5 protein-coding genes are annotated in these 5,498 nt (G+C 57.8%); all 5 read right to left on the bottom strand.

Annotated features, from left to right (window positions below; translation table 11 throughout):
- Window positions 1-1,439: FAD-dependent oxidoreductase (locus tag ACESMD_RS05190; RefSeq protein WP_372610986.1), on the bottom strand; the 1,439-nt coding region annotated here is incomplete at its 3' end.
- Between the two features lie 138 nt (window positions 1,440-1,577).
- Window positions 1,578-3,317 (bottom strand): ABC transporter substrate-binding protein, encoded by a 1,740-nt coding sequence (locus ACESMD_RS05185; protein WP_372610984.1) that lies wholly within the window; start codon window positions 3,315-3,317, stop codon window positions 1,578-1,580.
- Window positions 3,318-3,376: 59 nt separating this feature from the next.
- Complete coding sequence (locus ACESMD_RS05180; RefSeq protein ID WP_372610982.1) at window positions 3,377-3,649, bottom strand: DUF2160 domain-containing protein; 273 nt, start codon at window positions 3,647-3,649, stop codon at window positions 3,377-3,379.
- Between the two features lie 12 nt (window positions 3,650-3,661).
- Complete coding sequence (locus ACESMD_RS05175; protein WP_372610980.1) at window positions 3,662-4,555, bottom strand: carbohydrate ABC transporter permease; 894 nt, start codon at window positions 4,553-4,555, stop codon at window positions 3,662-3,664.
- A gap of 1 nt (window position 4,556) precedes the next feature.
- The gene (locus tag ACESMD_RS05170) at window positions 4,557-5,441 is read right to left on the bottom strand and encodes a carbohydrate ABC transporter permease (protein ID WP_372610978.1); all 885 of its coding nucleotides are present in this window, start codon (window positions 5,439-5,441) and stop codon (window positions 4,557-4,559) included.
- Window positions 5,442-5,498: the final 57 nt, after the last annotated feature.

Genomic DNA, 5,498 nt, shown 5'->3' with positions numbered 1-5,498 from the left:
TGTCGAGCTGCATGATGCAGTTCACAGCGCAGATACTCGGTACCCGTTATCAAGACCTCGCCCTGTTTCGGGTCCCGACGTATTTCCTCGAGCATGTCCATGGCCAATTCGCCATAGCGACGCCAGAGCCGGATGCTCAGAGGCTCGGAGGATTCAGGCGAGGTCATGGCATCGAGGTCCATCGCTTCCGCCTGGTCCATGAACCGCCCCCTGACCGCCTCTTCCGGTTCCCCGTACCAGAGAAAGTTCGGTGAGGGGATATCCACACCGAGTTTGCGAACCTCATCGACGATTTCCTCACCCACATTGAGACAATCGGTCAACTTGCCACCGAAAATGCTCAGGTGCTGGTTGTGTTCATCGATGTCGACGGCATGCTTGCGCGACAATTGTAGAAAGTCCCGATCACCGCCGGAACTCGCCTTCACTGCCAGGGGGCGTACGCCGCATCGAGTCGAAATGATGTCACTGACATCCAGGGGGTTGGCGAGATTCAGCCGTTTGTTGATGTTATCGAGCACGAACTTGACATCCTCATCCGTCACCCCGACCTCGGGTTTTTCCACTCGGGTATCCGTGGTTCCCACACAGGTCCTGGGCCCCATGGGAATGACGAAGAACAAACGGCCATCATCGGCAAAGAACGCGAGCACCCGACCGCTGTCGGTCAGGCGAGGCACGATGAGGTGGATACCCTTGGAAAAGACATGCTGGTGGTCGGTCTTCTGGCCTGAGAGGCTATTCTGGTCATCCACCCAGGGACCCGCGGCATTGACGATCACGCGGGAACGCACCTCGAAGGTCTCGCCCGACATGCGGTCATGCAAGCGGGTCACCCAGTGCTCCCTTTCACGACGCGACCCCCGTGATTCGATGTAATTTGCCGCCACGGCACCGAAATCCAGCGCCCCGCGGACGAAGTTGAAGACGAAGCGCGCGTCATTGTCATGCAGATAGGCATCGGAGTACTCGAATCCCCCGACGGCGCCCTCGATATCGATGATGTCTTCTTCCTGCTTGATCTTGCTGGGTGTCAGGTACTGGGGAATCCGGGTAAAGGCATTGCCGATGAACCAGTACAACCAGGCACCCGCCCATAGATACAAGGGATGGTAGCGAAATCCCTTGGTGATGGTGGTCAGGAAGCGGATTTCCTGAACCGTTGAAGGGTAGCTCTTGATCAGGTGGTTGCGGCTCTTGCAGAGCTTGCGTACCAGGGCAAAGTCACGGCTCTCCATGTACTTGATGCCCCCCCAGACCAGATTCGAGGAGTGCATGCTGGTACTCCCGGCGAAATCGCCACGGTCGATAAGCGCGACTTTCACTCCCTTGCCACTCAAGGCAGCAGCGGCAGATGCCCCATTGATCCCTCCACCCACGACCAGGACATCGAATTCCTGCTCGGCCAATTGATGAACATTGTTCTGACGAAGTTGCATGTGATGCCCTTCTTGATCAAAAGACCCCGCCAGGCAGATGCCTGGCGGGGTCACAGTCCCGTTCAGGCGACCAGTCAACACTGTATCGCTCCTTCCGAGGAAGGCGCAGGGCCGGCCTTGGCCGGCCCCGCCATTACATCAGCGTGAACCGGCAGCCATCCATTCCTCCATCATCTGGTCGTAAGGCACCGTAGTACCCTGCGGCATCTCGTTGTCCAGTTTGGCCTTGGGTGAGCCAGGCTGTGACAGCCAGTACTCGGGATCACGCTCCTCGTTCAGATTGGGCGAATAGGTTGAGAAGACCTTGGCCCGAGCAAGGCGAGCCATGATGCTGTCGAGATCTCCCACCAGGTTGTCGAGCGCTTCCTTCGGTGAAATGTCGCCGCTGACGGCCGGGGCCAGGTTCTGCCACCAGAGTGGTGCCATGCGCGGATAGTCAGGCACGTTGGTGGAAGACGGCGTCCAGTTGGACTCGTTGGAGCTGCGATAGAACTCCACCAGGCCACCCAGTTGCGGAGCCATCTCGGTCATCTGCTCGGAGAAGATGTCGGACTCGCGAATCGGCGTGAGGCCGGCGATCAGCTTCTCGAGAGATACCGTCTTGGCCACGGTGAACTGGGCGAACAGCCAGGCTGCCGTGCGACGATCCTCGGGTGTGGAGTCGAAGAAGGTCCAGGAACCCACGTCCTGATAGCCGACCTTCATGCCCTCTTCCCAGTAGGGGCCAGCGGGTGACGGCGCCATCCGCCACTTGGGCGTGCCGTCTTCCTCGGTCACCGGCAGACCGGGATCGGTCATGTCGGCAGTGAAGGTGGTATACCAGAATATCTGCTGGGCAATCTGACCCTGCGCGGGAACCGGACCTGCCTCACCGAAGGTCATGCCGCTGGCTTCGGGTGGCGCATACTGCTCGAGCCAATCGACCATCTTGGTGACGGCGAAGATCGAGGCCGGGGAGTTGGTAGCACCGCCACGACTGACGCTGGCACCCACCGGCTGGCTCTCCTCATTGACGCGGATACCCCAGTCATCGACCGGGTTGCCGAACGGCACGCCTTTGCTGCCCATGCCGGCCATGGAGAGCCAGGAGTCGTGGAAACGCCAGCCCAGCGACGGGTCGCGACGACCGTAGTCCATGTGGCCGTAGACCTTCTGGCCGTCGAGCTCGCCGACCTCATTGGTGAAGAACTCGGCGATGTCCTCATAGGCGGTCCAGTTGGTCGGCACGCCCAGGTCATAGCCATAGATCTCGCGGAACTGTTCCTTGAGGTCCTCGCGCTGGAACCAGTCGTAGCGGAACCAGTAGAGGTTGGCGAACTGCTGGTCGGGGAGCTGGTAGATACTGCCATCGGGGCCAGTGCCGTACTGGAGGCCGATGAAGTCGTCCAGATCCAGGGTCGGCAAGGTGTAATCGGCCCACTCGTTGTCCATGGCCTTGGAGATGTTAACAGTGGTGTCGTAGCGGATATGGGTGCCGATCGCATCGGAGTCGTTGACGTAGCCGTCGTAGATGTTGCGACCCGACTGCATCTGGGTCTGCATGTTGTTGACAACATCACCTTCGCCGATGATGTTGTGGGTGACCTCGATGCCGGTCAGCTCACCGAAGGCCTCGGCCAGCACGTCACGCTCGTAGATGTGCGTGGTCAGGCCCTCCGCCACGGTGTTGATCTCCATGCCACGGAAGGGCTCGGCTGCCTCGGCAAACCACAGCAGTTCCTCGATTTGTTGCTCTCGCGTCAGCGTAGAGTCCTGGAAATGTTCATCGACCAGGCGCTCCGCGACTGCCCTCGCATCATGCGAGTCAGCCTGAAGAGAACCTGCCGCTAGCATCAAACTGCTGGCAAGAAACGTCAGTTTCAACCTGTTGTTTTTCATGTGGACCTCTTCGTTGTGTTGGCCATCCATGGCAGTCACGTCATCCATGCAATCATGGTTCAGCCCCAGCGCATCAAGACAAGCATCCAGACAATGGATACCGCCAGAGCCAACCAGATGGTGATATCGGTAAATCCAACCACAAACAGGTGGATATAAGCTGAAGAAAGCAGACCGATAAACAGGCGATCACCACGTGTCGTGGCAATCGGCAGTAAGCCCTTTCGTTCCACCGTCGGTGACACGACTTCCCAGGCAGTCATGCCTGCCAGAATGGCCGCAATGGCCGAGAAGAATATCGTCGTGGGTACAGTCCAGACCATCCATTGCATGTTCTGTCCTCCTCAGGTCCGGCCCAGGGCGAAGCCCTTGGCAATATGGTTACGCACGAAATAGACCACTAGAATACCCGGCAGGATCGTCAGGGTACCCGCCGCCGCCAGCGTGCCCCAGTCGATGCCTGAGGCGCCCTTGGTCTGCGTCATTACCGAGGCGATGGGCTGGGCACCGGTTGAGGTCAGGGTGCTGGCCAGAAGCAATTCCACCCAGGAGAACATGAACAGGAAGAACAATGTCACGCCGATACCGGAACTGATCATCGGGATGAAAATCTTGACGAAGAACTTCGGAAAACTGTAACCATCGATGAAGGCAGTCTCGTCGATCTCCTTGGGAACACTGCTCATGAAACCCTCTAGGATCCATATCGCCAGCGGGATATTGAAGAGACAATGTGCCAGTGCCACTGCGACATGGGTATCGAAGAGACCAACGGTGTAATAGAGCTGGAAATAGGGCAGAAGAAAGACCGCTGGCGGTGCCATCAAGTTGGTCAGCAGCCAGAAAAAGAGGTGCTTGTCACCGATGAACTGATAGCGACTGAAGGCATAGGCCGCCGGAAGCGCCACCACGATGCTGATCAGCATGTTCATCACCACATAGGTGATGGAGTTGATATAGCCCATGTACCAGCTGGACTCGGTGAAGATCTTGGCATAGTGCTCGAGGGTGAAGTTCTCGGGCCATAGTGTCAGGCCTCCGAGAATTTCGGTATTGGACTGGAAGGACATATTGAGCAGCCAGTAGATCGGCAACAGAACGAAGACGATATAGGCACCCAACAGTCCTCTCCGACGCCAGTTGGTAGAAGCGGTACGTGCCTTTCTACGCCGCCTGGCATCCTGGGCGGCCGCCGCCTGGCGGACACTCTCGGGAGTCTTGGGAATGGATTTTCTCATATCAGGCTCCCCCCGCATTGTTGTCTTTTTGCATGTTCATGATCGCGGTGTAGAAGACCCAGCACACCAGCAAGATGATCAGGAAGTAGATCAACGAGAAGGCCGCCGAGGGTCCCAGGTCCTGCTGCCCGATCGCCATGGTAGTCAAGGACTGACTCAGGAAGGTGGTTGAACTGCCCGGTCCCCCACCCGTCAGCACGAAGGGCTCGGCATAGATCATGAAGGAGTGCATGAAGCGCAGCAGCACGCCGATCACCAGGACGTTGACGAGCTTTGGCAACTGGATGTAGCGGAACACGGCCCACTTGGAAGCACGATCGATGCGTGCCGCCTGGTAGTAGGCATCGGGAATGGAGCGCAGACCGCTATAACAGAGAAGTGCGATCAGCGGGGTCCAGTGCCAGACATCCATGAGAATAATAGTCGCCCAGGCATCTACCGGGCTGGAGGTAATGTTGTAGGCGTAACCCAGCTCCCGCAGGCTCCAGCCCATCAGACCGATGTCACCTCGGGTAAAGATCTGCCAGATACTACCCACCACGTTCCAGGGAATCAGCAACGGCATGGTAACCAGTATCAGTATCGCTGAGGCCTGCCAGCCCTTCTTTGGCATGATCAGGGCGATGCCGATACCCAGTGGTACCTCGATGGCAAGGATGGTCAAAGAAAAGGCAAATTGCCTCAGCAATGCCGCCTGCAGGGCGGGATCATTGAGCATGGTCTCGAACCATTCGGTGCCCGTGAAGAAACGCGTATTGGCGTCAAACACGTCCTGAACCGAGTAGTTGACCACCGTCATCAAGGGTACGATGGCCGAGAACGCCACCAGGATCAGCATGGGCAGGATGAGGAACCATGCCCGATTATTGTATACCTTGTTATTCATTCCCCACCTCCACGCGATGCTCATCGATGTACAATCCCAGCCACTCCTCGGGAAATC

Source organism: Halomonas sp., assembly GCF_041689495.1.
GTDB lineage: Bacteria > Pseudomonadota > Gammaproteobacteria > Pseudomonadales > Halomonadaceae > Halomonas.
Note: the sequence above shows the minus strand (reverse complement) of the source record. Positions and strands in the feature narration are given on the sequence as shown.

Bases quoted from the DNA above. Each gene is read 5' to 3' on its own strand.
- ACESMD_RS05185 (WP_372610984.1), bottom strand. From the start codon at position 3,317: ATGAAAAACAACAGGTTGAAACTGACGTTTCTTGCCAGCAGTTTGATG.
- ACESMD_RS05180 (WP_372610982.1), bottom strand. From the start codon at position 3,649: ATGCAATGGATGGTCTGGACTGTACCCACGACGATATTCTTCTCGGCC.
- ACESMD_RS05175 (WP_372610980.1), bottom strand. From the start codon at position 4,555: ATGAGAAAATCCATTCCCAAGACTCCCGAGAGTGTCCGCCAGGCGGCG.
- ACESMD_RS05170 (WP_372610978.1), bottom strand. From the start codon at position 5,441: ATGAATAACAAGGTATACAATAATCGGGCATGGTTCCTCATCCTGCCC.